Genomic DNA, 26,700 nt, shown 5'->3' on the forward strand with positions numbered 1-26,700 from the left:
GCACCCGGGAGATGGCCATTGGCACATCTCCCAATTGCCAACGCGACGCTCGCAGAGCGACGATTCAGACCACGGTGATGGCGCCCTGTGAGCCCATGCGTTGCCAGGGCAGCCCCAACACCAAGGCGTTGAGCTGGGCGTGCTCGAGCGCAACGTTGGGGCTGCCCAGTGGCGCCCAGGTGAACTTGCCCTGGTGCAGCCGGCGTGCCGCCAGCCACAGACCGACGCCATCGTGCACCAACACTTTCAAACGGTTGGCTCTGCTGTTGGCAAACACGTAGGCATGGTGGGGCTGTGCTGAGCCGAAGGTCATGATGACGCGGGCCAAGGCGGTGTCGGGGCCGGCACGCATGTCCAGTGGGGCGGTGGCCAACCAGGCGGCATCGATACGGATCACCGCAACCACTCCCGCAGCATCTGCGCGCACTCGGGCGCAGCAGACAGCGGCCAGTGCACGGTCATGGATACGCCTTGGCGTTGGCAGTCGAGGCGAATGGTGGCCAGCGCTGGCACGGCCGCAGGTGTTGCCTGTACAGGTGTGGTCATGGCACATGAGGGCGCCACCGCGTTGAGTTCGAGGGGCACGAATGCCGGTGTCCTTTTCGGTGCCTGAGCAGGATCCGCCAATGGGTCGGTCGCAGTCGTCAGACGGTGACGGCCTTGCCCGTATTCCTTGAGCCAGCGGTGGAGCACGTTGGTGTTCATGCCGTGTTGCAAGGCCAAGGCGGCAATGGAGGCGCCAGGCTGTTGGCACGCGGCCACAAGTTCAGCTTTGAATTGCGGGGTGTAGGTGCGGTGCGTGCGCCGCACGGTGTAACGAGGGGTTTGAGGTTCTTTGAGCATAGTGTCCACGCAAGGTTGCGTGCACACGATCTTGCTCAGACCCCCACCTCCCTTCAAGATGGGTTCGCCGTTTGCTTACGGTCCAACTCATTGATGAAGGCATCCACGATTCGAACCGTGTTGTCCTCTGCGATGAAGTCATCCAGGCACTCCGGCAGCAATGTGACTTGCTGCCTGTCCTGACCTTCGATGAATCTGGACATATTGACCTCGCTGCTCAATATGTCCACAGACTCTACCAGCTGGGTCGCAGAGGTGAGAGAGGGTTTTCACACAGCCTCCAGCGAGTGCTGTCAGTCGCTCTGGCATAGTCGGCTCAAGCTGAGGGTCGCAAAGCTGACCTTCAACCAAGCGACCGATACTTCGATGTGCGATACCGACGGGTGGAATTGCCGAGACAGTTGGCACCCTGCCGCCTCGCGCTGTGAATGATTGATTCCCATCAGAGCGGCGGACTCGAATCGCCGCACAGCTGTCCCAGCTATGCGACACTGCGCGAAAGTAAGGTTGGAATCGCCCCGGCCGTTCAAGCCAACGCAGGCTTGGCCCAGTCATAGATTTCGCGGGCAAGATCGGCGGGCTCTTGCATGCTCACGAATCGGAAACCGTCACGTTCGAGCTTCCATTCATGTTCGCCTATCGTCTCTTCGATTCGACGGAATTCGCGAGGTTCCATTGAGCTTGGATCGGGAGTCAAGAGGAACAACCCTGCGGATTCGAGGTTCTTAACCTTTCTGCATGTTTTCAGGTCAAGACCGGCTTTCAACAGGTTCAGTTCCACAGACTGCTGCGACTTGTAGACGGCAGACGCAACTGCGCCACAGCTCTTGGGAGTCATCAGATTCAAGTCGAGGTAGTGGCGATCGTTGCCATCTCCTGGGACGAGCAGACCAGGATGGTCGACCATCACAAAGCGCTCGAAATCCATGGCGGCGATTTCCTTGAGTTTCTCGTTGACGAGCTTTCTGGCTGCTGCTGTGTCGATACTCGCGAACTCTCGGACCTTCTTCACGTTCGATGGGACCATGGCGACCACATCGCTGAAAAGTCGCTCTACAGCAGCTTCCCGATCACTGCCTGAGGTGTGGACTGGCCGGGAGAGCGAAAGTACGTGGCTGTCGAATAGGATTTGACTCAAGGGAGTCTTCTCCTTGATGGCGGCTTGAAGCACACCATAGGCATAGGCCATCAATGCCTTGGCGGAACTGTGAGGGAACCCCTCCGGATAGACACAATCGAACTTCTTGAAGTCATCAAGCAGTTTGAAGTAGAGCCTTTCGTCGTCCGCCTGCACGACCACGCCAATTGGGAAGCGCTGCGGCGAAAAGATGTCGGGTTGAAACTCGATGTAGGACCACCATCCCGAGAAGCCAGGCTTGGGAGTCGCCTTTGCTGATCGCAGCAAGGCGGAGTAGTCCAGTCTTGGCCGACTCCTTGTTGTTTCGCTCATGGCGTGTTCCCCTTTGTGGCCATATCTAGAACGCCCAACTCGCTTGCCAGCCATCCTCTTTGCGAGCGTGCAGCCAGAAAGTTCATGGCGGCTGAATGCTCCGCTGCTGCTCCCGGCAGTAAGAGGTTCAGAAGGGCATTGAGCTCTGCTTGCGCGCTGGCAAGTGCTTCAGCATGACCGGCGGCGGCCCGCGTCATATCGGCCTTAAATGCCCTGACCCGCTTGTGGTCCAAGGTCTTCTCAGCATGCTTGACAAGGCAGTTGTGGTTGAAGTCCGAGGAAACCCAGAGTATGTCGTGAAGCATCGTCTCATGGTCGATGGATGCGTAACCGCCAGCCTTGTGCCGAATTACGTTGCCCATGTTTCGGTCGCGAAGCCCCGTCCACTGATCGAAAGCCGCGAACTTGCGGGCATCGTTCGAGTTCATGAAGGTCTTGTGCTCGGTGATGAACTGCATGCCCGGCCTAGATGGCGACTTCGCGTGTGAGAGCACAGAGTTGCCCGGAATGGCTTCGCTGCACCAGGCTGGGATGAAGTCGCCTTGGAAAGCGGCGCATTCGAGAGTAAGCGGCTGGCTTTTAGCAAGCCTAGCCTTGTTCACAAGAATGATGGCTCCGAATTCGGATCGGCGCAACCCCGCGTGGCCGGCAAGAACCCAGCCGAGTGCTTCGCAGAGCAGTGTCGGCTTGTCGAGCCTGGGCGCAAGTTTTACAAAACATATGCGCTCCACACCCGCATCGTCTGCCACCACTGCGATGTGAGTGGAGTTGGCCGTCGCCTTACCTGGCTGGCCGCGATATTCACGCCATGCCGATGCGTCAAGCATGGGCACTTCTACGGGGAAAGCGTGAACAGGCGCTGAAGTCTCAATGGCGGTCGCGGGCGGTGGGGCTGCAGACTGGGTATCTGGCATGGGCTTCTCCTTGAACGGGGGCTGCGCCCTTCTATTTCTCAATGTTCTATTTTTACCGCAAATGTTTACCGCAAAGTTACCCTTTTCTGATGGGCAGCATGCGGCGTGATTTACCCGCTAACGACCGCGCGGCGCGGCTCTAGGCGACTGTGAGGCTTATGCCTAGACTCGGAGTGTCGACGATTTGGGGCAATTCAGCGGCAGGTTTCGGCCATCGCCGACAGTTGCCGACCCAAAGCGTCCGACCGCAACCAGCCTTGTAGCGACACCCGTGTCTTGACCGGCAAGTCTGCAGCGAGTGCGGTCAGTCACCTGTCCCGCACGACAGTACGGTCTGCGACTTATTCCCGCCGCCCAGGACCGTGGATTTCGGTGTCGCAAGCGGCGCCGTGAACCGCTTCCTTCAAGTTAAAACACACCTGAACATATCCGAGTCATTTGATCTGTCGGGTTGACCTTCAGACTCAGGACGTCATGCGCAGCGCAATGAGCGTGATGGCCGGGAACGCCGCCAGGATGGCCGTGCGCACCAGGTCGCTGATGACGAAGGGTGTCACGCCACGGTAGGTCTGCACGATGGGCGTGTCCTTGGCCATGCTGTTGATGACGAACAGGTTCATGCCCACGGGCGGTGTGATCAGACCCACCTCCACCACGATCAACACCAGAATGCCGAACCAGATGGCCGTTTCTTCCGGGTTCATGCCAAAGTCCAGGCCCATGATCATCGGGAAGAAGATCGGGATGGTCAGCAGGATCATGGACAGCGAGTCCATCACGCAGCCCAGCAGCAGGTACACCACCAGCACGGTGGTCAGCACCAGCCAGGGGCTCATGCCCAGGCCAATGACCCACTGCGCCAGTTCCTGCGGCAGTTGCGACAGCGCCAGGAAGGTGTTGTACAGGCCCGCGCCCAGCACGATCATGAAGATCATGCCCGTGGCAATGGCCGTGCCGTAGATGGAGTTTCGCAGCGTCTTGGCGTTGATGCCGCCTGCTGCCCAGGCTGCCACACCAGTGCCGAACGCGCCGACGGCCGCGCCTTCGGTGGGGGTGAAGATACCGGTGTAGATGCCGCCGACCACCGCCAGGAAGATGACCAGCACCGGCCACACCTTGAACGTGGCCTTCCAGCGTTCAGCCATGGGCATGGGGGGCATGCTGCCAGCGCTGCCGGGCTTGAGGCGAACGTACAGCGAGATCACGATGATGTAGCCCACCGCCGCTAGAATGCCCGGGATGAACGCCGCCAGGAAAAGCTTGGCAATGTTCTGTTCGGTCAGGATGGCGTAGATGACCAGAACCACGGAAGGCGGAATCAGGATGCCCAGCGTACCGCCAGCAGCCAGCGTGGCCGTGGACAGCGCACCGGAATAACCCGCGCGCTTGAGCTCCGGCAGGGCCACCTGGCCCATGGTGGCAGCCGTGGCCAGCGACGAGCCGCAGATGGCACCGAAACCGGCGCAAGCGCCGATGGCTGCCATGGCCACACCGCCCTTGCGGTGGCCCACCCAGGCTTCAGCCGCCTTGAACAGCGCCTGCGACAAGCCGCCGAGCGCGGCAAACTGCCCCATCAGCAAGAACAGCGGGATCACCGACAGGTTGTAGTTGGAGAACGTGCTGTAGGTGACCTGCTTGAGCTGGTTGAGGATGGGTGCGTGCGAGCCGTAGATGAAGTACGCCCCCACCAGGCCGCAGACCGCCATGGCCAGGCCAATGGGCACGCGAATGAAAATCAGAGCCAGCAGGACCGGAAAGGACCAGGAGGCGAGTTCAATACCAGTCATGTCAATGTCCTCCGGTGGATTCAACCGTCCAGCCTGGCGGGTACTTGGCCAGGCCAAACTGGATCAGGGTCTTGGCGATGTACGACAGGCAACCGATGACGGCGCCCACCATGCACAGCGCATACGCCCACCACACCGGCATCTGCAGGATGAAGGTGGTTTCAAAGTATTCACGCTTTTCCAGCATGCCCTCCCACAGCATCCATGTCAGTGCCAGCCACAGCACCAGCATGATCACGTCGCTGAAGGTGTCCACCAGCCATTTCATCGACTTGGGCAGGTGCATGTAGAACAGGTCCACCGTGGCATGCCCGCCTTTGAGGTAGCACCAAGGCAGAAAGAAGAACACCGCCAAGGCCGTGCCCACTTCGACCATTTCAAAGTCGCCCGGCACAGGGCCCAGCCCCACGCCAATGAGCGCACGGCCGGTGATGCTCGCCACGCTCATGAGGGTGATGGCACACAGCACCAACCCGCCCACAATGGCAGACCACTTCGCGCTCCGGAATATCCAGGCCATCATGTCGTCGTCCTTAAAAGAACGCGCATGGCCACCATGGCCATGCGCGATTTCGGTAATCGCTTATCGGTTGTATTTGGCGATCAGCGCGCGAGCCTCGCTGGCCAGCTTTTTGCCATCAATGCCTTTCTTGGCCACTTCCGTCACCCAGTCGCTTTCCACGGAGCTGGCGGTGCGCAGCCAGCGCTGCGTCTCGGCCGCGTCCAGAGTTACCAGATTGTTGCCAGCCTTGGCCGCGATGTCACGGCCAGCCTTGTCGCCCTCGTCCATGGCACGGCCGAACATGGCAGCGGCTTCCAGGCCGGAGTTGTTGTCGATCACCTTCTTCAGGTCGGGCGGCAGCTTGTCGTAGGTGGCCTTGTTCATGCTGAAGGCGAAGGCCATGTTGTACAGGCCCTTGTCACCGGCAAAGCTGGTGTGGTTCTTGACCAGTTCGGTCACCTTCAGGGACGGGCTAACTTCCCAGGTTGTCGTTGCCCCATCAATGACGCCTTTGGACAGTGCCTCAGTCACTGCAGGAACCGGCATACCCACGGGGGTGGCGCCCAGCTTGACCAGCATGTTGTTGACGATGCGGGTGCCACCGCGGATCTTCATGCCGCGCAGCGTTTCCAGACCAGTGACAGCCTGTTTGGTATGGAATACCCCTGGGCCGTGAGCATGGACAGCAATAAGTTTCACATCCTTGAACTCGTCGCCAGCATATTTGTCGACGTATTCCCAGACGGCCTTGGAGGTGATCTCACCAGCGTTCGGGCCGGAAGGGGCAATGAAGGGAATCTCGAACACTTCCGTCTTGACGAAGCGGCCCGGGGTGTAGCCCAGCACGGTCCAGGTGATGTCGGCCACGCCGTCCTTGGCCTGGTCGAACAGTTGCGCGGGCGAGCCGCCCATTTGCATGGCGTGGAACATCTGCACCTTGATCTTGCCGCCAGACTCTTTTTCGACCTTCTGCGCCCAAGGAATGATGGCCTTGGCCGGAATGGTGGCCTGCGGCGGGAGGAACTGGTGCAGACGCAGGGTGACCTGCTGCGCCATCGCGCTGCCTGCAAAGAGTGTTGCGCACACCAGACCGATGGCGCGGAACTTGAGCTTTTTCATGGGGAAGTCTCCTTAACAGGCCGTTGAAAAATCCCCTGCGAGCGTCCGCGTCGGCCGCTACGATCTGAAGCCATCCCGGAACAACTGCGACAAGAAAGATGAGAGGCAACCAAGACTTCCAGGGGGCGATGTTTAGCTACATCAGCCTTGAAGAAAGAGTGCCAGCGGCACACCCGCTGCGCAAGTTGCGCGCCGTGGTGGATGCGCTGCTGTCGAGCATGAACAGCGAGTTCGAAGCGGTGTACGCCCGCCGTGGCCGCCCCTCGGTGCCGCCGGAGATGCTGCTCAAGGCCTTGCTGCTGCAAATCCTGTTCTCCATCCGCAGCGAACGCCAGCTGGTCGAGGCGGTCAACTACAACCTGCTGTACCGCTGGTTCGTGGGCCTGAACATTGAAGACAAGGTCTGGGACCACTCCACCTTCAGCGCCAACCGCGAACGCCTCTTCAACGAAGACCTGGCGCGCGCCTTCTTCGAGCGCGTCAAGCTCAGCGCCCAGTGGGGCCGGCTTGCCAGCGACGAACACTTCAGCGTGGACGGCACGCTGATTGAGGCCTGGGCCTCGCACAAGAGTTTCAAACGCAAAGACGACGACAGCGGCACGCCACCCGGACGCAACCCCGAGGTGAACTTCAAAGGGCAGGAGCGCTGCAACGACACCCACGCCAGCACCACCGATGCCGATGCCCGGCTGTTCAAGAAGAGCGCGGGCGACAAATCTCGCCTGTGCCACATGGGGCACATCCTCATGGAGAACCGCAACGGGCTGATCGTGGATGTGGAGATCACACATGCCAGTGGCACCGCCGAGCGCGAGGCGGCGCTGGCGATGCTCAAACGCCGGGGAAACAAGAACAAGCGGGCCACGGTCGGGGCCGACAAAGGTTACGACAGCCAGGCCTTCATCAAGGGCTGCCGAAAGCTCAAAGTCACGCCACACGTGGCGGCCAAGGACAAGCACTCGGCGGTCGATGGCCGCATCCGGCGCCACGAGGGCTACAAGACCAGCCTCAAAGTGCGCAAGCGCATCGAGGAGGCCTTTGGCTGGATCAAGACAGTGGGTGGTCTGGCCAAGACCAAATTGATCGGTCAGGCCAAGCTCGCGGGCCAGGCGCTGCTGTGCTTTGCCACCTACAACCTGGTGCGCATGGGCAGTCTGGGCGGCTGGTGGGACGCGCATCATGCGTGAACCATGGGATACGTGCGCCCGGAACGGGCAAAACGGCCTGCAAACAGGCCGAAATGGCCGCTCCAATCGCTGCGCAGGCCAGTTTGGGCGATCCGTTTCTTCGAAATCCACGACCCTGGCGCGTTCGATGAGCATTTTTTCAACGGCCTGTTAAAGATATAAGTCAATAACGCAGAAAGCTTTCAGCAGATCAAAATTTCAACCTCATACCCGCTCGATGACGATTGCAATTCCCTGCCCCACGCCAATGCACATGGTGCACAGCGCGTAGCGGCCACCGGTGGTGTGCAACCGGTTGATAGCAGTGGTGGCCAGCCGCGCGCCCGAGGCCCCCAGCGGATGGCCCAGCGCAATGGCGCCGCCCCAGGCATTGACGCGCGGGTCATCGTCTTGCAAGCCCAGCAGGCGCAGCACCGCCAGGCCCTGCGCAGCAAAAGCTTCGTTGAGCTCGATCACGTCCATCTGGGCCAGCGTCAACCCGGTCTGGGCCAGCACCTTCTGCGTGGCCGGGGCCGGGCCAATGCCCATGATGCGTGGCGCCACCCCTGCAGTGGCCATACCCACAACGCGGGCCTTCGGCGTCAGGCCGTTCCTGGCAGCAGTGGCTTCGTCGGCCAGGATCAGTGCACAGGCGCCATCGTTCACGCCCGAGGCGTTACCGGCGGTCACCGTGCCGTCAGTGCGCACCACACCCTTGAGCTTGGCCAGCGCTTCCAGGCTGGTCTTGCGCGGGTGCTCGTCCGTATCCACCACGATGGCGTCGCCCTTCTTCTGCGGGATGGTGACGGCGCAGATCTCGCGCGCCAGGTGGCCTGCCTCGATGGCAGCCACCGCACGCAACTGGCTGTTGAGCGCCATCAGGTCCTGCGCTTCACGCTCGATGTTGAAGTCCACCGCCACGTTCTCGGCAGTCTCGGGCATGGAGTCCACGCCGTACTTGTCTTTCATCAGCTTGTTGATGAAGCGCCAGCCGATGGTGGTGTCATAGACCGCGTTCGCGCGGCTGAAGGCCGATTCGGCTTTGGGCATGACGAAGGGCGCACGGCTCATGCTCTCCACACCGCCTGCGATCATCAGGCCCGACTCACCGGCCTTGATGGCACGCGCCGCAGTGCCAATAGCGTCCAGCCCCGAGCCGCACAGGCGGTTGACGGTAGCGCCTGGCACCTCCAGCGGCAAGCCAGCGAGCAGGCTGCTCATGCGCGCAACGTTGCGGTTGTCTTCGCCCGCCTGGTTGGCACAGCCGTAGATCACATCGGTCACAGCAGCCCAATCGACGTTGGGGTTGCGGGCCATCAGTGCCCGCAGCGGTACGGCGCCAAGGTCGTCGGCCCGTACCGAAGACAAGGCACCACCGTAGCGGCCGAAGGGGGTGCGGATGGCGTCACAGATAAAAGCTTGATTCATGGCAGTCATGTCGTGTGTCTGTCAGGCCTGTACCGGCAGGCCAATGAGGTGTTCCAGCTCGGTGTGTTCAAGCCCTTCGACCTTGTCAATGAGCCTGAGGCCAGACGGTGTGCACTCCAGCGTCGCCAGATCGGCATAGATGCGCTTGACACAGCCGATACCGGTCAGCGGATAAGTACAGGACTGAACCACCTTGCTCTGCCCCTGTTTGGTCAGCAGGTCCATCATGACCCACGTCTCCTTGGCCCCCACGGCCAGGTCCATGGCGCCACCCACGGCGGGGATGGCACCGGCTTCGCCCGTGCTCCAGTTGGCCAGGTCACCGGTGGCCGACACCTGGAAAGCACCGAGCACGCTGATGTCCAGGTGGCCGCCGCGCATCATGGCAAAGCTGTCGGCGTGGTGAAAGTACGCGCCACCGGGCAGCAGGGTCACGGGCTGTTTGCCTGCGTTGATCAGGTCGTAGTCTTCATCGCCTGCGGCAGGCGCCGGGCCCATGCCCAGGATGCCGTTCTCGCTGTGCAGCACGACCTCCATGCCTTCGGGCAGGTAGTTGGCCACCAACGTGGGCTGGCCGATGCCGAGGTTCACATAGGCACCGTCGAATATGTCCTGCGCCACGCGCTGGGCCAGTTCCTGTTTGCTGCGTTTGGTGTAGTTGCTCATGGAAAAGACTCCTCTCAGGCTGCTCGCTTGAAGCCACCGGCCTGTGTGGCGACACGCTCGATCTTGACGATCCTGGACACGAAGATGCCCGGGGTGACGATGGCTTCGGGGTCGAGCTGGCCAAGCTCCAGGACCTCGTGCACGGTGGCAACGGTTCGCTTGGCGGCGGTGGCCATGACGGGGCCAAAGTTGCGCGCGGCCTTGCGGTAGGTCAGGTTGCCCCAGCGGTCACCCGTCTCGGCCTTGATGAGCGCCAAGTCTCCGTGAATAGGGTACTCCAGCACGTAGTCGCGGCCGTTGATGCGCCGGGTTTCCTTTGGCGTGCCGTCCGCGTTGAGCGCGAGTTCGGTGCCAAAGCCGGTTGGTGTGAAGAATGCACCCACACCTGCGCCTGCGGCGCGAAGACGTTCGGCCAGGTTGCCCTGGGGTACAAGCTCTAGTTCAATCTTTCCGCTGCGGTACAGCTCGTCAAACACCCAGGAGTCGGTCTGGCGTGGGAACGAGCAGATGATCTTGCGCACGCGCCCTGCCTTGAGCAGCGCCGCCAGCCCGCTGTCGCCATTGCCCGCGTTGTTGTTGACCACCGTGAGCTCGCGCGCGCCTTGCTCAATCAGGCCTTCGATGAGTTCGTTGGGGATGCCCGCCGTGCCAAAGCCGCCGATCAATACGGTTGAGCCATCGGCAACCCCAGTGAGCGCCTCGGCAATGGAAGGTGAGATTTTGTTGATCATGGGAGTCCATCTCTAGAAAAACAGGTGCACTTCCCCTTGGCGTTCGCGAACGAACACCCTGTAAGGGGGCGTGCCTAGGCCCTCGTGGGCCGAAGGCCGTCAGTCCGGCCGGATGCCTTCGTAAGCGCGTTGGAGCAGGTCGCGTATCTCGCCACGCTGTGCTGCTCCGAACGGGCGAGGGTTCCAGTACGGGTTGCTCACAGCAATCTCGGCTGCCCGGTCCAGGTCAGCCTCGTTCATGCCGATGTCCTTGAGTGCTACGGGAGCCCCGTTGGTGTGGGCCAGGTCAAAAAGGCCCGCTGCGGCACTGGCTCGGCCAGTTGCGCCCAAGGCGCGTTCGATGCGCCGCATTGCCTCGGGTGCGGCCGCTGCGTTGAATGCCATCGCCTGTGGCAGCACGACGGTGTGAACCTCCGCGTGCGGAAGGTTGAAGCTGCCTCCAAGGGTGTGACACAGCTTGTGGTGCAGCGCCATGCCCACGTTACCCAGCACCGAGCCGCAGAGCCAGGCGCCGTAAAGTGCATCGCCGCGTGCAGCCACGTCATCAGCGCGCTGGTGAATCACTGGGAGCGCCTGCGCAATGGCGCGGATACCTTCTTCGGCCATCAGATCCATCACCGGATTGCTGTCCTGGGCATACAGGCCTTCGGCTGCATGTGCAATAGCGTTCATGCCGCTGGTCACGCTCATGGCCACCGGTAGGGTCAGGGTCAGTTCAGGGTCGTAGATGACGGTGCGCGGCAGCACGCGTGGGTCTTTACCGGTCTTCTTGAGACCCGCCTCAGTGATGCCGTAGATCGGCGTCATTTCGCTGCCTGCGTAAGTAGTGGGAATGGCCAGAATGGGCAATCCTGAATCCAGGGCAATCGCCTTGCCAAGCCCAGTGGTGGAACCGCCACCAATTGCGATGGCACAGTCGGCACCAAGTCGGCGTGCCTCGTCCCGCGCTTCCCGGGCGGTTTCGATGGGGACATGCATCACCGCTCGCGGGAAGATTCCTGTAGCCCGGTTGCCCAGGCGATCGGCCACCATCTGAGCCTGCGCCGCCTGTTCCGGGGTGGACAGCACCAAGGCCCGCTTGGCACCCAACAGCTCGATCTCTCGCTCCAGGTGAGCCAGCGAACCTGGGCCGAACACCACACGCGAGGGTTGGCCGTTGTAAACAAAATCTTTCATGTCAATTCCTTTGCGCGCACATCGGATGGGACCACGGCGTAGTCCACTTGGTGGCGGGCGATGCGCATGTCGCCAATTTCTGCTTTTACCCTGAGATGTTCTGGATGGATGGCGTAGTCGTCGAGAGCGGATTGCGACTCGAACTCGCTGTAGAGAACTACATCGCAGGCGTAGTCCACGCCGCTGCTGTCCACGCCAATCTCCAAGTGCAGCAGTCCTGGGATGCGGCCCCGCAGGCTGAGGAAGCTCTGCGTCAGTCGTTCGACGTTGCGTTGTTTGGATAGGGGCGTGTCGCCTGCCAGCTTCCACATGACGATGTGCCTGATCACATTTCTTCCTTCATGTGGGAAATCCCGCCTTTTGGGGCCACAGGTTGACAAAGGCATGTACCGATGTGCTTGCAAAGATGCCCGCTTTCAGAAAAGGCTCTTGTGCCAACCAGTCTTGAGCTGTCTGTCGATCGGGGAAGTCAATCACCAGCAAACTGCCCAGCATGGTGCTGCCGTCATCTGTTACCAGCGGCCCTGCAAAGGCAATGTGTTCTTGCACTTTAGCCAAGTAGGTTTTGTGGACCGGGCGAATTTGCTGACGCAACTCGGCGGTCCCAGGCTTGTCCATCAGTGTGAAGGCATACAACATGGTGTCACCGGGTTCTCGTCGGGTTCAACACGAAGTCGTACTCCATTAGGTAGCTTCCATCCGTCTGCTGTACCCAGTCGCACACCAGCGACTGGCGAACGCCAAACACCGCATCGGAGTCGAGGTAGTCGCTGTGGTCGCGAAAGACATGAGTGATCAGCGTTTCGTAGCCGGGTGCTTTCACCATGAAGTGCAGATGCGCAGGGCGCCAGGGGTGGCGTCCCGTAGCTTCCAACATCTGACCCACAGGTCCGTCGTGGGGAATTGCGTACGGGACCGCCACGATGGAACGGAAGTGGTATTTGCCCTCTGCATCCGCTGTCACGATGCCGCGCGCCTGTGCATGACCAAGATCCGCGTGCTGTACGTCATACAGTCCGTCATCATCCGACTGCCAGACGTCCATGACGGCGCCGGGGATGGGCTGGCCGTCGATCCCTTTCACCGTGCCACGCACCGTGCAGGGCGTACCTTTGGCGCCGTTGGCAATGTCGTCCCCCAGCTCGTAGTGGGGGGCGCCCTCCACATGGAAGGGGCCAAACACAGTGGCTTCGGTACAACCCGCAGGCTTGTCGTTGTTCATCGCGACGGTCAGCATTGACAAGCCGAGAACGTCTGACAGCAGTATGAACTCCTGGCGTTTGTCGTCTGTGATATGGCCACACCTTGTCAGGAAGTCAATGCCCTGGAACCATTCTTCCTCGGTCAGCTTCACGTCCCGGGCAAAGGCGTGCAGGTGCTGGACCAGGCTCGTCATGATTTCTTTGAGCCGAGCGTCAGGCGTTTTGGCGAAGCTGGCAATGACTGCCTGTGTGATGTTGTCTTGGTTGAGGTTGCGCATGGCTTGTTTGCAGTTGGCAGTGTTGAGTTGCGATGACCTGAACTCTATAATTTCAAAAAGATTTCTCAAATATCAAAATGGGAAATTACTTTTCCGAAAGATGGAAAAATGGATCGGTTCACAGAAATGGCGCTCTTTGTGGAGGTTGCCGATCGAGGCAGTCTCGGTGCGGCTGCAGAGGCCTTGGGACTGTCCAATCCAGCGGCCACTCGTTACTTGGCTTCGCTGGAAGAGCGCCTGCAGGTCCGTCTAGTCGAGCGCAACACGCGTCGGCTCTACCTGACCAGTGAGGGGCAGGATTTCTTGGAGCGGGCTCGTCACGTCCTAACTGAGTTGCGCGACGCAGAGGCGGCAATACATCAAACCACGCTGAACCCGTCGGGGGTGTTACGTGTGAGTGCTTCGCTGTCGTTCGCCATGCAACTCATCGCCCCGCGATTGCCGAAGTACCATCAGCGGTATTCACAAGTAAGAGTGCATGTTGAAACTGCGAACCGCTACTTGGACATCATTGACAACGGTATTGACGTAGCCATACGGACGCGTGAGTATGAGCCTGACAGCACCATAACCATTAGGCGTCTAGCTTCGACGCGCCGCATATTGGCGGCGTCTCCCGCTTATCTGGCCCAAAGGGGGCGTCCACAGTTCCCATCAGACCTGACTGACCACAATGTTCTTGTCTACTTGCACGCCAACCACCCCAACGAACTGAAGTTCAGTCGTGGAGGCGAAAGTCAGACGGTGAATGTCCAGGGGGTGTTGGAGTCCAACGACGGGCAGGTATTGCGTGCTGCTGCACTTAGTGGCTTGGGTATCCTCGTGCAACCTAGTTATATCGTCTATGAGGATATCGTCGCCGGACGCCTCGTACCCGTACTCGGTGACTGGGATCTGCCACGTTTGCAAATCAACATCGCATATCCCAGCCGAAAGCACCTGTCAGCGAAAGTCCGATCCTTCATTGACTTCATGGTGGATGAGTTCGCGACCCACGAGTACGAAAGAAAGTGGACTGGTCTTATGTGATTCGATGTATTCCCAGGGCAAGGGACAGAACCTGCTGGCCATCTTCATCGGAGGCCCCTCGCCAGGCGACGATCTGATCAGGGCGTATCAATACCAGTGGTGATTCGTATGTTGATTCATTTCCAAAGCTGGGCCATTTCGGGACGCATTCACGTTGAAATTTGAGCCACGTTGCCGCTCTATCCTGCTGAATTTTTCAGCACGGGGGAGCAGGAGTGATCAACGTGAGCACATTGAGCAAGTTACGCCGCCTCGTGCTGAGGCAGGACGTGTCGGTGCGCGAGGCCAGCCGGCGCCTGGGCATCTCGCGCAACACAGCCACCAAGTGGCTCAAAGACGGGCAGATGGCCGAACCCCGATACCCGCAGCGGGTGTCGGGCCCCAGCATCCTGGATCCGTACAAGGAGCAGTTGAGCCAATGGCTCAAGGCCGATAGCCATCGCAGCAAACGCGATCGACGCGGGATCAAGGCCATGTTTGAGGCGCTGCGCGCGCAGGGCTACAGCGGCAGCCGAGGGCCGGTCTACGCCTTTGCCCAGCGCTGGCAGCAAGAGCAAGGCAACGCTGCGCGTGGTGCGGGGTTCGTGCCGCTGAGCTTCGAGTTGGGCGAGGCGTTCCAGTTCGACTGGAGCTGCGAGTACCTGTTCATCGGCGGGCTGCGCCGCCGCCTGGAAGTGGCACACACCAAGCTGGCGGCCAGTCGCGCCTTCTGCCTGGTGGCGTACTACAGCCAAGCGCACGAGATGCTGTTCGATGCGCACGCACGGGCGTTCGCCCTCTTCGGTGGCGTGCCCCGGCGGGGCATCTACGACAACATGAAGACCGCTGTGGACAAGGTCGGCCATGGCAAACAGCGCAGCGTCAATGCACGCTTCGAGGCGATGACCGGGCACTACCTGTTCGAGCCGGAGTTCTGCAACCGGGCCGCCGGCTGGGAGAAGGGGGTCGTGGAGAAGAACGTTCAGGATCGGCGCAAGGACATCTGGCGTGAGGCCAGCGAGCGGCGCTGGGGGACGCTTGGTGAACTCAACGACTGGTTGCAGCAGGCCTGCGTGAAGGCCTGGGCTGAGATGAGTCACCCGGAATGGACTCAGCTCACGGTGGCCGATGTCTGGCAGGACGAACGTGCTCGTCTCATGCCCAACCCCCGTGCGTTTGATGGCTACGTGGAGCAGCCGGTACGGGTCTCTGCGACCGCACTGATCCACTTCCAGCGCAACCGCTACAGCGTGCCGTGTGAATGGATTCATGCGGTGGTCAGTCTGCGGGCCTACGCGGATGGCCTGCTGGTGGTCGGGCCCGATGGGCGACAGGTGCGCCTGGCGCGCAGCTTCGAACGTGATCAGACGCTCTACGACTGGATGCATTACATCGCGCTCATCGAGCGAAAGCCCGGCGCGCTGCGCAACGGCGCGCCCTTCAAGACCATGCCCGAGCCACTGCAGGAAATGCAGCGCCAGTTGCTGCGCCACAGCGGTGGCGACAGGGTGATGGCGCAGGTGCTCATGGGGGTGAGCCTGCATGGACTGGAGGCCGTGGTGGTGGCGGTAGAGCTGGCGCTGCAGTCCGGGCGGGTGAGTGCCGAGCACGTGCTCAACGTGCTCTCGCGTCTGAAGGAGCAGCGCGTGCCCGAGCCACCGGTGGCCACGATGCTCAAGCTCAACACGCCGCCACTGGCCAACCTGCAGCGCTACGACGCACTGCGCAACGTCCAGCCTCATGAGGCATCACCGGAGTCCGACCATGCATGACGTCATTGATGCCCTCAAAGCGCTGGGCCTGCACGGCATGGCCAGTGCCTGGCCGGAGGTACTGGGCACCGCCCGCATGAAGTCGCTGGATCATGAGGCCGTGCTGCACCAGCTCATCAAGGCCGAGACCGCTCAGCGTGAGGTGCGTTCCATGGCTTACCAGATGCGCGTGGCGCGCTTCCCTTCGCACCGTGACCTCGCCGGCTTTGACTTCGCCCACGCGCAGCTCGACGAAGCACTGGTGCGCCAGTTGCACACCCTTCGCTTCGTGGAGTCGGCGCACAACGTGGTGCTGGTTGGTGGCCCCGGCACGGGTAAAACCCACCTGGCCACGAGCCTGGGGATCGAGGCCATTCGCATGCATGGCAAGCGGGTGCGCTTCTTCTCAACGGTGGAGCTGGTCAACGCCCTGGAGCTGGAGAAGGCGCAGAACAAGGCCGGGCAAATGGCGCACCGCCTGATGTACGTCGATCTGGTGATCCTGGATGAACTGGGCTACCTGCCATTCACGCAGTCGGGCGGCGCGATGCTGTTCCACCTGCTCTCCAAACTCTATGAGCGAACGAGCGTGGTGATCACCACCAACCTCACCTTCTCGGAGTGGAGCAGCGTCTTTGGAGACGCCAAGATGACCACGGCCTTGCTTGACCGGCTCACGCACCATTGCCACATCGTCGAGACGGGCAACGAGAGCTGGCGATTCAAGCACTCCAGTGCCGCTGGCGCGGCTCCCCCAAAGCAACGCCCAAAGAGCCAGAAAGGAGATCGAAAAACAGCAGACCCGATAGACTTATCCACAACCGAATAGTCAAAGAATCCATCAACCCAGTGGCTCAATATTCAACGTGATCACTGGCTCAGTTGTGCTGATGAATCAACAATAGGTCGAGAGTTCGAGCCTCTTATCCCGCTCCAACACCGTCAAAAAAGGAAGCCTCGGCTTCCTTTTTTGCTTTCTGCGTCTTATTGGCTCTCCCAGGAGGGCCCCACCAAATCCTCTCGAAGGGTTGGTTGCCTTCAGGCGGCTTGAAGGTTGGTCGTTTCGGATGTGGCTTGCATCTGGGCCAGTCCGCGCAGTACGTCACCCACGATGATCACTGAAGGGCTTCCAAGCTGTTGCTCGTGCAGGGTTTGCTGCAATTGCCCCAGGGTGGTGACGGCATGGCGCTGTTGCGGCAAGGTGGCACGCTGCACGATGGCCAGCGGCGTGTGGGCAGGCAACCCTTCCAACAGGCCCGATTCGATCTGTTCGGCGCTGGACACACCCATGTAGATGACGAGCGTCAGCCGGGCCTGATGCGCGCAGCGCGCCAGTACGGCCCAGTCGGTGCCGCTGTCGCCGGGCTTCGCGTGCCCCGTGACGAAGACCACGCCGTGCGCGTGCTCACGGTGGGTGAGTGGCACGTTCAGGGAAGTCACTGCGGCCAGACCAGAGGTGATGCCGTTGACCACGCGGACCTGTACGCCTTCGGCTTCCAGATGTTCCACTTCCTCGCCGCCCCGCCCAAAAATGAAGGGGTCACCCCCCTTAAGGCGCACGACGGTCTCGCCAGCCAGCGCCGACTGGATCATCAGCTTTTCGATGAACGCCTGGGGGGTAGATTTGCAGCCGCCGCGTTTGCCGACGTGCACGATGCGGGCGTCGGGCCGGGCGTGGGCCAGCACTTCGTCGTTGACCAGATCGTCCACCAGCAGCACGGTGGCCGAGGCGATAGCCTTGACCGCTTTGAGCGTGAGCAAGTCTGGGGCGCCAGGGCCTGCACCCACCAGTGTGACGGTGGGGCGTTGCGGTTGGGAGGGTGTGGGCATGGTCGGCTCCAGGGGGCGGCAATGGTGGGCTGCAATAGGGGCTTCAGGCGGGCTGAGCCAGAGAGGCAAGGGCCGCTTCGATATGGCGGACTTGTGCGGCTATGGGGTCGGGCAAAGCCCGTTCGCCGCGTAGAACCTGTGTGATGTATTGGGCGGTGGCTTCGCGGTCTTGCCCCGGGGGCAGGTCCGGCAAAGAGGCGAGAGAGCCCGCTTGTTGGGGTTCCACGGTGCGGCATTCGCCCTCGCTGAACAGGTCCAGCTGCGGCGTGCGGCGTGGGTCGGCCACGGGCTCACCCTCCGTACCGCGCAGCAGCAGCGCATGAGTGCCGGTCAGGCGCAACACGGCGCTCATGCTGTGCAGGTATTCGGGGTGGGTGTAGCTGCTGACCAGCAGGCTGGGGCCGGTGCAAGGGTTGAGCAGCTTGACGAGGCTGTGCGCGCTGTTGCGCAAACCGACTACACGGCGGACATCGAGCAGCTTTTGCAATGCTGGAAGCAGACCTGCCGTTGGCAGGAACCAGACGCCAGCCTGGTCTGGCAGGTCTACGAGGGACGAAAGAAACGGGTTTGGGAGGGCGCCTTGCTGCGCCAGTGTGCTGAGCACCTCGCTCGTTGTGACGCGCCCAGGGTCAACCTGCTGGCCGTGGATCAGCACGCGCAGCCCCCGGCGGGCCAGCAACAGGGCCAGCAGGGTGGCGAGCGCAGGTAGCTTTCGTGCGCCGTTGTAGCAAGGCAAGATAACAGTGGGAGTGGAACCCGTGGCGTGGGCTGGTAGCCGCGCGTGTACGGCGTCCAGGAAGCCCGCCATTTCCTCAGGGGTTTCGCCCTTCACGCGCATGGCGATGCAGAAGGCTCCCAATTCCAGGTCGCTTACCTGGCCGTCGAGCACTTGGCCAAGGAGGTCGTTCGCCGCCTCGCGCGACAGTGCGCGGGCGCCGTCTTTGCCGCGACCGATTTCCTTGAGGTAGTGAGAAATGCCCATGGCGGGATTTTCGGCGTTCTTATATGAAAACGGGTTATGTGCTGATACGAACAGCGACAGGATTTTGCTGAACGAGGCGCTTGAGTTCGGGGACGCACGAGCCGCATTGTGTGCCGCAACCCAGGCGGGACTGCAAGGTGGCCAGGCGTGTGGCAGGTTCTCCGTCGATCTCTGGCAAGGCTTGGCGGATGGCCTGCGCGGTGACACCCAGGCAGTTGCACACTGGTTGGCTGCGTTCTGCGGGGGCCCCGCCAGGCGCTGTGTCGCGAGCCTGCAGCAGGGCGAGCCCGGTGACTGGTGTGGGCAGGGTGTCGCGCAGCAGGGTTGACAACCAGGTGCTGCTGCGGCTGTCGCCCGCCAGCAGGAAGGCCTGTACCCGGGAAGTTTCGGTGCCGCCCACACGCACGCGGCGGTGTTGGTGGCGCAGCGGGTCTGCGTAGCGCAGCGTGTCCACGGTGTCCAGTTCCAATGCCCGCACCAGGGTGTGGAGCCAGTCGCCCTGGTCGTCAGGGGCTTGTGCACAGGCGGCCTGGAACCAGATGCCGCACAGGGCAGGCAGGCCAGCGGTCGCGGACCCGCCTGCCGCCGCAAAAGGCACGCAGGCAGCGTAGTCGAAGGAATTCAAGAGCGGGCGCAGCGCCTGTTGCACTTCCAACGCTTTTTCTGCAGGCAGCCAGGCCATGGCCTGCAGCGTCCAGGGCAGGGCGGTTTTTTCAATGCGTACCGCCGCGTGCTTGAGTTCCGGCTGCTTGGACGTGGGGCAATAGGCCGATGTGGTGAGGCCGTTGACCCCGGCCATCGGTTGGCCGTCTGGGCTGCGGCCACCCAGGTATTCGCTGCCCCAGTGCATGCCGATGAAACACTGACGGCGCGCCAGTTCGTGCGATGCGTTGGCGGGCAGCACAAGTTGGCCGCGCTTGCTGGTGACGCGCACCAGATCGCCGACCTCGATGCCTGCGTCAGCCATGTCCTGGGGGTGCATCTGGACTTCGGGCTCGGCCACGTGGCCGAACAGCTTGCCCAGGGTGCCGGTGCGGGTCATGCCGTGCCATTGGTCGCGCAGGCGCCCGGTGGTCAAGGCGTAGGGGTAGCGCGACTCGCGTTCCTCGGCCACCGGTTCGTAGGGCAGGGCGGTGAAGCGGGCGCGGCCGTCTGCGGTGGGGAACACACCGTTGGCGTACAGGCGCTCGGCGCCGCTGGTCTGGCCTTCTGGTTGGGGCCATTGTTGCGGTGCTGAGTCCAGTTGGGCGTAGCTCAGGCCGGTGATGTCCAGGTCTCGGCCGCGTGTGCTTTCGCGGTGTTCGTTCCAGATCTGCTCTGGGGTTTCGTAGGGGAAGAGCGTGCTGGTGGTACGCCGGGGCAGGCGCTCCTCCAGCCTGCGTGCCAGATCCACGGCGATCTGCCAGTCGTGGCGCGGGCCGTCTGCAGATGTGGCTGGCGACGGCACGGCGGTGCGCACGCGGGTGATGCGCCGCTCGCTGTTGGTGACGGTGCCTTCTTTTTCGCCCCAGGTGGTGGCGGGCAGCAGCAGGTCGGCCCAGTCGCAGGTGGCGGCGCTGGCGTAGGCTTCCTGCACCACCACGAATTCGGCACGTTCCAGCGCGCGGCGCACGGTGGCCTGGTCGGGCAGCGACTGGGCGGGGTTGGTGCAGGCAATCCACAGGGCTTTGATTTCGCCATCGGCAGCGGCCTGGAACATGTCCACTGCGGTTTTGCCGGGGGTGGCGGGCACGTCCGGCACGCCCCACAGGGCGGCCACTTCGGCGCGATGTGCCGGGTTGGCCAAGTCGCGGTGGGCCGACAGCAGGTTGGCCAGGCCACCCACCTCGCGCCCGCCCATGGCATTGGGCTGGCCGGTGAGGGAGAACGGCCCCGCGCCGGGCAGGCCAATCTGCCCGCAGGCCAGGTGCAGGTTGATGAGGCTGGCGTTCTTGGCGGTGCCGCTGGTGGATTGGTTGAGGCCTTGGCAATAGAGGCTCAGCGTGCGAAGGCGCGTGCTGGCAGATACCTGGCTGGCATCGTCTGGCACACCCGCGAACCAGCGGGCGGCGGTGAACAGGTCTGCCACGGGGACGCCGCAGATCTGGGCCACGGCGTCGGGTGTGTAGCCTTGGACCAGCTCGCGCAGGGCCGGGAAGCCACTGGTGTGGCGGTCGACGTAGCCGGTGTCGATCCACCCTTCGGCCAGCATGATGTGCAGCAGCCCGTGGAAGAGCATGACATCGGTGCCCGGCTGCAGCGGCAGGTAGAGGTCGGCCAGGCTGGCGGTGTCGGTGCGGCGTGGGTCGGCCACGATGACTTTCATGCCTGGGCGCTGTGCCTTGGCGTCTTCGATGCGGCGGAACAGTACCGGGTGGGCCCAGGCGGCGTTGCTGCCGACGATGAAGAGGCAGTCGGCGTGGTTGACGTCGTCGTAGCAGGCGGGTGGGGCGTCGGCACCCAGGGTGAGTTTGTAGCCCGCCACGGCGCTGCTCATGCACAGGCGCGAGTTGGTGTCGATGTTGTTGGTGCCCAGCAAGCCCTTGGCGAGCTTGTTGAAGACGTAGTAGTCCTCGGTGAGCAGCTGGCCGCTGATGTAGAAGCCCAGCGCGTCGGGGCCGTGCTGGCGCACGATGGCTGCCAGCCGGTCAGCAGCCAGGTCGAGGGCTGCGTTCCAGCCCAGGGGTTGGGTAGTGGCGCCACGCTGGGCGCGCAGCATGGGCTGGGTCAGCCGCACCTGGCGTGCAATGGCAGGGTCTGCCGTGAGGTGCAGAGTGGAGCCCTTGGTGCACAGCCGCCCGAAGTTGGCCGGGTGCTGCGGGTCGCCCCGTACGTGGGTGACGCGCTCGCCCACGGACTCGATGATCACGCCGCAGCCCACACCACAGTAGGGGCAGGTGGAGCGGGTCTCCTTGGCCAGGGCGATCGGTTCGGCACTCACGTGGATGTCTCCTCTGCGGGGGCGATGTACTGTCTGGCAGGGCGTTCAGGCCGTTTGGGCACAGCGCCGCGCCGGGCCAGCGATGGGGCGGGCCAGGTCGGTGGCCTGGGCGGCGAGTTCACGGGCGTCCAGCCACACCTCGCCTGCTTCCACCTTGACGTTGAAGCGGGGCGTGCAACCTTCGTCCGGTGCTGCGGCCTGCCCGTCGCACAGGCCGATGGTCCAGTTGTGCAGTGGGCAGGCCACGCTGCGCCCGAAGACGATGCCCTGGCTCAGCGGCCCGCCTTTGTGGGGGCAGCGGTCGAGCAGGGCGAACACCTCGTCCTCGGTGTTGCGGAAGATGGCGACATCCAGCCCTTGGGCACGGGCCACGCGGCGCGAGCCCAGCACGGGGATGTCTTCCACGCGGCAGATCAGGGTCCATTCGGGTTGGGGGGCGCTCATGCCACGGCTCCTTCCGAAACAACGGTCTTGACGGGTTCGAACTGGCGCACGTCCACTTCGGCTTTGGCGAATTCGAACCAGGGGTCGGGTTCGCCTTCCAGGGCGGCTTGCAACTGTGCCCACAGGGCCTTGCGGCCTTCGTGGTCGTCCAGGATCTTCTTCTTCACGTAGTCCAGGCCCACGCGGTTGACGTAGTGCACAGTGCGTTCCAGGTACCAACCTTCCAGGCGGTAAAGCTGCATGAAGGCGCCGGTGTACTCCAGCACCTCTTCGGCGGTTTTGAGCTTGGTGAAGAAGTGCGCCACCTCGGTCTTGATGCCGCCGTTGCCCGCGATGTACATCTCCCACCCGCTGTCCACGCCGATGATGCCCACGTCCTTGATGCCCGCCTCGGCGCAGTTGCGCGGGCAGCCACTGACGGCGAACTTCACCTTGTGCGGGGTGTACATGCGCCACATGGCGCGTTCCAGGTCCTTGCCCATCTGGGTGGAGTCCTGCGTGCCCATGCGGCACCATTCGCTGCCCACGCAGGTCTTCACGGTGCGCAGGGCCTTGGCGTAAGCGTGGCCGCTGGGCATGTCCAGGTCTTTCCAAACAGACACCAGGTCTTCCTTCTTCACACCCAGCAGGTCGATGCGCTGGCCGCCGGTCACCTTGACGGTGGGAATCTGGTACTTGTCCACCACGTCGGCAATGCGCCGCAGCTCGCTGGCCGTGGTTTCGCCACCCCACATGCGCGGGATCACGCTGTAGGTGCCGTCCTTCTGGATGTTGGCGTGGCTGCGTTCGTTGATGAAGCGGCTTTGCGGATCGTCCTTGGCCTCTTTGGGCCAGGTACTGATGAGGTAGTAGTTGACGGCGGGACGGCACGAGGCGCAGCCGTTGGGTGTCTTCCAACCCAGGTGCTGGAACACCGCACCGGTGGTCAGCAGCTTGGAGCCGTCGGGCAGCCGCGTGCGGATGGCCTCGCGCACTTCCTCGTGGCTGTGGTCGGTGCAGCCGCACATGGCCTTCTTCTTGGGCGTGGAGCTGTAGTCGCCACCGGCGGTGAACATCAGGATCTGCTCGACCAGGCCGGTGCACGAGCCGCAGGAAGCGCTGGCCTTGGTGTGCTTGCGTACCTCGTCGAGTGTGAACAGGCCCTAGTAGGCCCCGCGATGTTTTCAAGCCGATAAGCTTTGAGTCGCCCATTGCGTCCGACCAATTTTCATCCATCATTGAATCCATCCAAAACTTGCTGAGACGAGAACCTCAATAAATCTGTTGCCACTCCATGGCCCGATAGTGCGTCCCCCGGGGGCCATCAAAGGGCTCCATGCCCTCGATCCTGGCTCCCGCTGCCCCAATCCAAACCACACGCGCCTTCACCATGTGCGCGAGAAGCGTGCTTCCGTCCTCTGCCCATGCGTGCGCCTCGCCGCTGCGCGCGTCAAAGGTCACCGAGCCGGCAACCGCTGCAGGCTCACGGATCTGACCCCCAGCTGAATCGATAAGTTTTGCGAACTTCATGAGTGGTTCAAACTTCAAGTCTTGTCAATGAGGGGGCCCTTGGTTTATAGGTCTTTGACTCAGTGCACAGACCGTGACTTCGGCGGCAAGGCATCCGCCACGCGATAGATGGTTTGCACCTCTCCATTCAGAACCACTGGCTCTGATTCAACCAAACCCTGCACCATCAACATGGCAAGCGTCTCAGACGACAGCGCCAGACTGCCGAAGACGGCCGTTGCATCGGGCATGATGAAGCCGATGTGAACGCCACTGGGCGTGGTGTGGTGTGCCTGCTTGGCTCGCAATGCTGCAATGGCTTCTGTGAGGTTCATTTCATGTCCTAGACGAATTCAGGCGTCTTGCTGTTGATTCATCAGCACAACTGAGCCAGTGATCACGTTGAATATTGAGCCACTGGGTTGATGGATTCTTTGACTATTCGGTTGTGGATAAGTCTATCGGGTCTGCTGTTTTTCGATCTCCTTTCTGGCTCTTTGGGCGTTGCTTTGGGGGAGCCGCGCCAGCGGCACTGGAGTGCTTGAATCGCCAGCTCTCGTTGCCCGTCTCGACGATGTGGCAATGGTGCGTGAGCCGGTCAAGCAAGGCCGTGGTCATCTTGGCGTCTCCAAAGACGCTGCTCCACTCCGAGAAGGTGAGGTTGGTGGTGATCACCACGCTCGTTCGCTCATAGAGTTTGGAGAGCAGGTGGAACAGCATCGCGCCGCCCGACTGCGTGAATGGCAGGTAGCCCAGTTCATCCAGGATCACCAGATCGACGTACATCAGGCGGTGCGCCATTTGCCCGGCCTTGTTCTGCGCCTTCTCCAGCTCCAGGGCGTTGACCAGCTCCACCGTTGAGAAGAAGCGCACCCGCTTGCCATGCATGCGAATGGCCTCGATCCCCAGGCTCGTGGCCAGGTGGGTTTTACCCGTGCCGGGGCCACCAACCAGCACCACGTTGTGCGCCGACTCCACGAAGCGAAGGGTGTGCAACTGGCGCACCAGTGCTTCGTCGAGCTGCGCGTGGGCGAAGTCAAAGCCGGCGAGGTCACGGTGCGAAGGGAAGCGCGCCACGCGCATCTGGTAAGCCATGGAACGCACCTCACGCTGAGCGGTCTCGGCCTTGATGAGCTGGTGCAGCACGGCCTCATGATCCAGCGACTTCATGCGGGCGGTGCCCAGTACCTCCGGCCAGGCACTGGCCATGCCGTGCAGGCCCAGCGCTTTGAGGGCATCAATGACGTCATGCATGGTCGGACTCCGGTGATGCCTCATGAGGCTGGACGTTGCGCAGTGCGTCGTAGCGCTGCAGGTTGGCCAGTGGCGGCGTGTTGAGCTTGAGCATCGTGGCCACCGGTGGCTCGGGCACGCGCTGCTCCTTCAGACGCGAGAGCACGTTGAGCACGTGCTCGGCACTCACCCGCCCGGACTGCAGCGCCAGCTCTACCGCCACCACCACGGCCTCCAGTCCATGCAGGCTCACCCCCATGAGCACCTGCGCCATCACCCTGTCGCCACCGCTGTGGCGCAGCAACTGGCGCTGCATTTCCTGCAGTGGCTCGGGCATGGTCTTGAAGGGCGCGCCGTTGCGCAGCGCGCCGGGCTTTCGCTCGATGAGCGCGATGTAATGCATCCAGTCGTAGAGCGTCTGATCACGTTCGAAGCTGCGCGCCAGGCGCACCTGTCGCCCATCGGGCCCGACCACCAGCAGGCCATCCGCGTAGGCCCGCAGACTGACCACCGCATGAATCCATTCACACGGCACGCTGTAGCGGTTGCGCTGGAAGTGGATCAGTGCGGTCGCAGAGACCCGTACCGGCTGCTCCACGTAGCCATCAAACGCACGGGGGTTGGGCATGAGACGAGCACGTTCGTCCTGCCAGACATCGGCCACCGTGAGCTGAGTCCATTCCGGGTGACTCATCTCAGCCCAGGCCTTCACGCAGGCCTGCTGCAACCAGTCGTTGAGTTCACCAAGCGTCCCCCAGCGCCGCTCGCTGGCCTCACGCCAGATGTCCTTGCGCCGATCCTGAACGTTCTTCTCCACGACCCCCTTCTCCCAGCCGGCGGCCCGGTTGCAGAACTCCGGCTCGAACAGGTAGTGCCCGGTCATCGCCTCGAAGCGTGCATTGACGCTGCGCTGTTTGCCATGGCCGACCTTGTCCACAGCGGTCTTCATGTTGTCGTAGATGCCCCGCCGGGGCACGCCACCGAAGAGGGCGAACGCCCGTGCGTGCGCATCGAACAGCATCTCGTGCGCTTGGCTGTAGTACGCCACCAGGCAGAAGGCGCGACTGGCCGCCAGCTTGGTGTGTGCCACTTCCAGGCGGCGGCGCAGCCCGCCGATGAACAGGTACTCGCAGCTCCAGTCGAACTGGAACGCCTCGCCCAACTCGAAGCTCAGCGGCACGAACCCCGCACCACGCGCAGCGTTGCCTTGCTCTTGCTGCCAGCGCTGGGCAAAGGCGTAGACCGGCCCTCGGCTGCCGCTGTAGCCCTGCGCGCGCAGCGCCTCAAACATGGCCTTGATCCCGCGTCGATCGCGTTTGCTGCGATGGCTATCGGCCTTGAGCCATTGGCTCAACTGCTCCTTGTACGGATCCAGGATGCTGGGGCCCGACACCCGCTGCGGGTATCGGGGTTCGGCCATCTGCCCGTCTTTGAGCCACTTGGTGGCTGTGTTGCGCGAGATGCCCAGGCGCCGGCTGGCCTCGCGCACCGACACGTCCTGCCTCAGCACGAGGCGGCGTAACTTGCTCAATGTGCTCACGTTGATCACTCCTGCTCCCCCGTGCTGAAAAATTCAGCAGGATAGAGCGGCAACGTGGCTCAAATTTCAACGTGAATGCGTCCCGAAATGGCCCAGCTTTGGAAATGAATCAACACCCTGAACTTTGAAAGGAACAACGAAGCCCTGTTTGATGTTGTCGAAGATGCCGTCGTGCATATCGAGACAACACCCGAAACGGTTTGAGAATCAAACCAATACCCGTCCACGAAAGTGGGTCAACT

At 62.2% G+C, this 26,700-nt stretch carries 27 protein-coding genes and 1 pseudogene; 4 read left to right on the plus strand and 24 right to left on the minus strand.

From position 1 onward, the window contains the following. Positions 1–64: 64 nt before the first annotated feature. From tnpB to LG388_RS25830, 8 genes are all read right to left on the minus strand, one after another. Positions 65–397 carry an IS66 family insertion sequence element accessory protein TnpB gene (gene tnpB, locus LG388_RS25795; RefSeq protein ID WP_225785412.1) on the minus strand — a complete coding sequence of 111 codons (333 nt, stop codon included), beginning with the start codon at positions 395–397 and terminating at the stop codon, positions 65–67. Continuing rightward, on the minus strand, positions 394–843 hold the full coding sequence (locus LG388_RS25800) for a transposase (RefSeq protein WP_225785413.1): 450 nt from the start codon (positions 841–843) through the stop codon (positions 394–396). Before LG388_RS25800 ends, tnpB begins: the two co-directional genes overlap by 4 nt. A 53-nt stretch (positions 844–896) precedes the next feature. Further along, positions 897–1,046 (minus strand): hypothetical protein, encoded by a 150-nt coding sequence (locus LG388_RS25805; RefSeq protein WP_225782783.1) that lies wholly within the window; start codon positions 1,044–1,046, stop codon positions 897–899. A 323-nt stretch (positions 1,047–1,369) separates the two neighbouring features. Further along, the gene (locus tag LG388_RS25810; RefSeq protein WP_225782490.1) at positions 1,370–2,293 is read right to left on the minus strand and encodes a hypothetical protein; all 924 of its coding nucleotides are present in this window, start codon (positions 2,291–2,293) and stop codon (positions 1,370–1,372) included. Further along, entirely contained in the window at positions 2,290–3,120 is an 831-nt protein-coding gene (locus LG388_RS25815) for a hypothetical protein (protein ID WP_225782489.1), read from the minus strand. The genes LG388_RS25810 and LG388_RS25815 overlap by 4 nt, the downstream gene beginning before the upstream one ends. Before the next feature lie 551 nt (positions 3,121–3,671). After that, a complete protein-coding gene (locus LG388_RS25820; RefSeq protein ID WP_225785414.1) occupies positions 3,672–4,994 on the minus strand; it encodes a TRAP transporter large permease in 1,323 nt (440 codons plus the stop codon). 1 nt (position 4,995) lies between these two features. Beyond that, the gene (locus tag LG388_RS25825) at positions 4,996–5,442 is read right to left on the minus strand and encodes a TRAP transporter small permease (RefSeq protein WP_225782487.1); all 447 of its coding nucleotides are present in this window, start codon (positions 5,440–5,442) and stop codon (positions 4,996–4,998) included. A gap of 135 nt (positions 5,443–5,577) precedes the next feature. Next, the gene (locus LG388_RS25830) at positions 5,578–6,615 is read right to left on the minus strand and encodes a TRAP transporter substrate-binding protein (protein WP_225785416.1); all 1,038 of its coding nucleotides are present in this window, start codon (positions 6,613–6,615) and stop codon (positions 5,578–5,580) included. A gap of 98 nt (positions 6,616–6,713) precedes the next feature. Here LG388_RS25830 and LG388_RS25835 point away from each other — a divergent pair, with 98 nt between their 5' ends. Continuing rightward, positions 6,714–7,802 carry an IS5-like element ISCte5 family transposase gene (locus LG388_RS25835; protein WP_225781276.1) on the plus strand — a complete coding sequence of 363 codons (1,089 nt, stop codon included), beginning with the start codon at positions 6,714–6,716 and terminating at the stop codon, positions 7,800–7,802. 204 nt (positions 7,803–8,006) lie between these two features. Here LG388_RS25835 and pcaF read toward each other — a convergent pair whose 3' ends face one another. From pcaF to LG388_RS25870, 7 genes are all read right to left on the minus strand, one after another. Further along, complete coding sequence (gene pcaF, locus LG388_RS25840; protein WP_225782485.1) at positions 8,007–9,209, minus strand: 3-oxoadipyl-CoA thiolase; 1,203 nt, start codon at positions 9,207–9,209, stop codon at positions 8,007–8,009. Between the two features lie 21 nt (positions 9,210–9,230). Further along, a complete protein-coding gene (locus tag LG388_RS25845; RefSeq protein WP_225782484.1) occupies positions 9,231–9,875 on the minus strand; it encodes a 3-oxoacid CoA-transferase subunit B in 645 nt (214 codons plus the stop codon). 14 nt (positions 9,876–9,889) lie between these two features. Continuing rightward, entirely contained in the window at positions 9,890–10,606 is a 717-nt protein-coding gene (locus tag LG388_RS25850; RefSeq protein ID WP_225782483.1) for a 3-oxoacid CoA-transferase subunit A, read from the minus strand. A gap of 99 nt (positions 10,607–10,705) precedes the next feature. After that, positions 10,706–11,782 (minus strand): maleylacetate reductase, encoded by a 1,077-nt coding sequence (locus LG388_RS25855; RefSeq protein ID WP_225782482.1) that lies wholly within the window; start codon positions 11,780–11,782, stop codon positions 10,706–10,708. Next, positions 11,779–12,168: a Dabb family protein gene (locus LG388_RS25860; RefSeq protein ID WP_225782481.1), complete on the minus strand. Its 390-nt coding sequence runs from the start codon at positions 12,166–12,168 to the stop codon at positions 11,779–11,781. The genes LG388_RS25855 and LG388_RS25860 overlap by 4 nt, the downstream gene beginning before the upstream one ends. Then, the gene (locus LG388_RS25865) at positions 12,122–12,421 is read right to left on the minus strand and encodes a YciI family protein (protein WP_225782480.1); all 300 of its coding nucleotides are present in this window, start codon (positions 12,419–12,421) and stop codon (positions 12,122–12,124) included. The genes LG388_RS25860 and LG388_RS25865 overlap by 47 nt, the downstream gene beginning before the upstream one ends. Before the next feature lie 4 nt (positions 12,422–12,425). Then, positions 12,426–13,262, minus strand: a complete 837-nt coding sequence (locus tag LG388_RS25870) for an intradiol ring-cleavage dioxygenase (RefSeq protein ID WP_225782479.1) — start codon at positions 13,260–13,262, stop codon at positions 12,426–12,428. A gap of 108 nt (positions 13,263–13,370) precedes the next feature. Here LG388_RS25870 and LG388_RS25875 point away from each other — a divergent pair, with 108 nt between their 5' ends. From LG388_RS25875 to istB (LG388_RS25885), 3 genes are all read left to right on the plus strand, one after another. Then, positions 13,371–14,291 carry a LysR family transcriptional regulator gene (locus LG388_RS25875; protein WP_225782478.1) on the plus strand — a complete coding sequence of 307 codons (921 nt, stop codon included), beginning with the start codon at positions 13,371–13,373 and terminating at the stop codon, positions 14,289–14,291. Between the two features lie 224 nt (positions 14,292–14,515). Continuing rightward, entirely contained in the window at positions 14,516–16,042 is a 1,527-nt protein-coding gene (gene istA, locus LG388_RS25880; protein WP_225782461.1) for an IS21 family transposase, read from the plus strand. Continuing rightward, positions 16,035–16,850: an IS21-like element helper ATPase IstB gene (gene istB, locus LG388_RS25885; protein WP_225782451.1), complete on the plus strand. Its 816-nt coding sequence runs from the start codon at positions 16,035–16,037 to the stop codon at positions 16,848–16,850. The genes istA (LG388_RS25880) and istB (LG388_RS25885) overlap by 8 nt, the downstream gene beginning before the upstream one ends. Before the next feature lie 209 nt (positions 16,851–17,059). Here istB (LG388_RS25885) and cobA read toward each other — a convergent pair whose 3' ends face one another. The 9 genes and pseudogenes from cobA to istA (LG388_RS25930) all read right to left on the minus strand — a co-directional run bounded on the left by cobA (position 17,060) and on the right by istA (LG388_RS25930) (position 26,458). Then, the gene (gene cobA, locus LG388_RS25890) at positions 17,060–17,851 is read right to left on the minus strand and encodes a uroporphyrinogen-III C-methyltransferase (protein ID WP_225785417.1); all 792 of its coding nucleotides are present in this window, start codon (positions 17,849–17,851) and stop codon (positions 17,060–17,062) included. 43 nt (positions 17,852–17,894) lie between these two features. Continuing rightward, the gene (gene ybiB, locus LG388_RS25895; RefSeq protein WP_225785418.1) at positions 17,895–18,833 is read right to left on the minus strand and encodes a DNA-binding protein YbiB; all 939 of its coding nucleotides are present in this window, start codon (positions 18,831–18,833) and stop codon (positions 17,895–17,897) included. 34 nt (positions 18,834–18,867) lie between these two features. Then, on the minus strand, positions 18,868–21,753 hold the full coding sequence (locus LG388_RS25900) for a nitrate reductase (RefSeq protein WP_225785419.1): 2,886 nt from the start codon (positions 21,751–21,753) through the stop codon (positions 18,868–18,870). Positions 21,754–21,798: 45 nt separating this feature from the next. Then, complete coding sequence (nirD, locus tag LG388_RS25905; protein ID WP_225785420.1) at positions 21,799–22,197, minus strand: nitrite reductase small subunit NirD; 399 nt, start codon at positions 22,195–22,197, stop codon at positions 21,799–21,801. Then, positions 22,194–23,339, minus strand: a pseudogene (locus tag LG388_RS25910) ((2Fe-2S)-binding protein); the annotation flags it as partial. The gene nirD and the pseudogene LG388_RS25910, both read right to left, overlap by 4 nt. Before the next feature lie 109 nt (positions 23,340–23,448). Continuing rightward, positions 23,449–23,706: a hypothetical protein gene (locus LG388_RS25915; RefSeq protein ID WP_225785421.1), complete on the minus strand. Its 258-nt coding sequence runs from the start codon at positions 23,704–23,706 to the stop codon at positions 23,449–23,451. 59 nt (positions 23,707–23,765) lie between these two features. Continuing rightward, positions 23,766–24,020: a hypothetical protein gene (locus tag LG388_RS25920; protein WP_225785422.1), complete on the minus strand. Its 255-nt coding sequence runs from the start codon at positions 24,018–24,020 to the stop codon at positions 23,766–23,768. Between the two features lie 103 nt (positions 24,021–24,123). After that, a complete protein-coding gene (gene istB, locus LG388_RS25925; protein WP_225782451.1) occupies positions 24,124–24,939 on the minus strand; it encodes an IS21-like element helper ATPase IstB in 816 nt (271 codons plus the stop codon). Continuing rightward, positions 24,932–26,458 (minus strand): IS21 family transposase, encoded by a 1,527-nt coding sequence (istA, locus tag LG388_RS25930; RefSeq protein WP_225782461.1) that lies wholly within the window; start codon positions 26,456–26,458, stop codon positions 24,932–24,934. Before istA (LG388_RS25930) ends, istB (LG388_RS25925) begins: the two co-directional genes overlap by 8 nt. Positions 26,459–26,700 lie beyond the last annotated feature (242 nt).

The sequence above is a fragment of the Xenophilus sp. Marseille-Q4582 genome (assembly GCF_916700565.1).
Lineage (GTDB): Bacteria > Pseudomonadota > Gammaproteobacteria > Burkholderiales > Burkholderiaceae_C > Xenophilus.